The sequence below is a fragment of the Pseudomonas sp. 43(2021) genome, from assembly GCF_017490805.1.
Lineage (GTDB): Bacteria > Pseudomonadota > Gammaproteobacteria > Pseudomonadales > Pseudomonadaceae > Aquipseudomonas.
The window spans coordinates 1-439 of the sequence record NZ_JAFGYJ010000553.1; the positions used below are offsets into that span (position 1 = coordinate 1).

Sequence of the window (439 nt, forward strand, 5' to 3'; positions counted from 1 at the left end):
TGGCCTGGCGCAATCAGCCGATGCGCTGGCTGCAGACCAGCGTGCATTACCCGTTGGACGGTGTATCGCACTTTCGCCTGTTCCACGACAACGCGCTGATTTCCAGCATGCACACGCGGCTGTTCTTCGGCATGTTGCTGCGTTGGCCGGTGATCCTCTGGCGGCGGTGGAAACCATGAGCGAAGAAGTCGACAAGAAGCACTGGGCCGACCGCGAAGAGCGCGGCAGTTTCCTGCTGATGAAATTCACCGCGTTCGCCGCCAAAGTCCTCGGCCGCCGCCTGCTCAGTCCGTTGCTTTATGGCATCGTGCTGTATTTCTTTTTGTTCGGCCGCGTCGCCCGGCGCAGTGCCTGGCAGTACCAGCAGCGGCTGGCCGCGTGGAGCCGGCGCGACGACCTGCGCCCGAGCCACTGGCGGGTGTTTGGCCAGTTCATGACC

At 63.1% G+C, this 439-nt stretch carries 2 pseudogenes; both read left to right on the top strand.

Features of this window, described 5'->3' with window-relative positions:
• Positions 1-179, top strand: a pseudogene (locus tag J5M71_RS28650) (glycosyltransferase family 2 protein); the annotation flags it as partial.
• Positions 176-439 (top strand): annotated as a pseudogene (locus tag J5M71_RS28655) (glycosyl transferase); the annotation flags it as partial. The pseudogenes J5M71_RS28650 and J5M71_RS28655, both read left to right, overlap by 4 nt.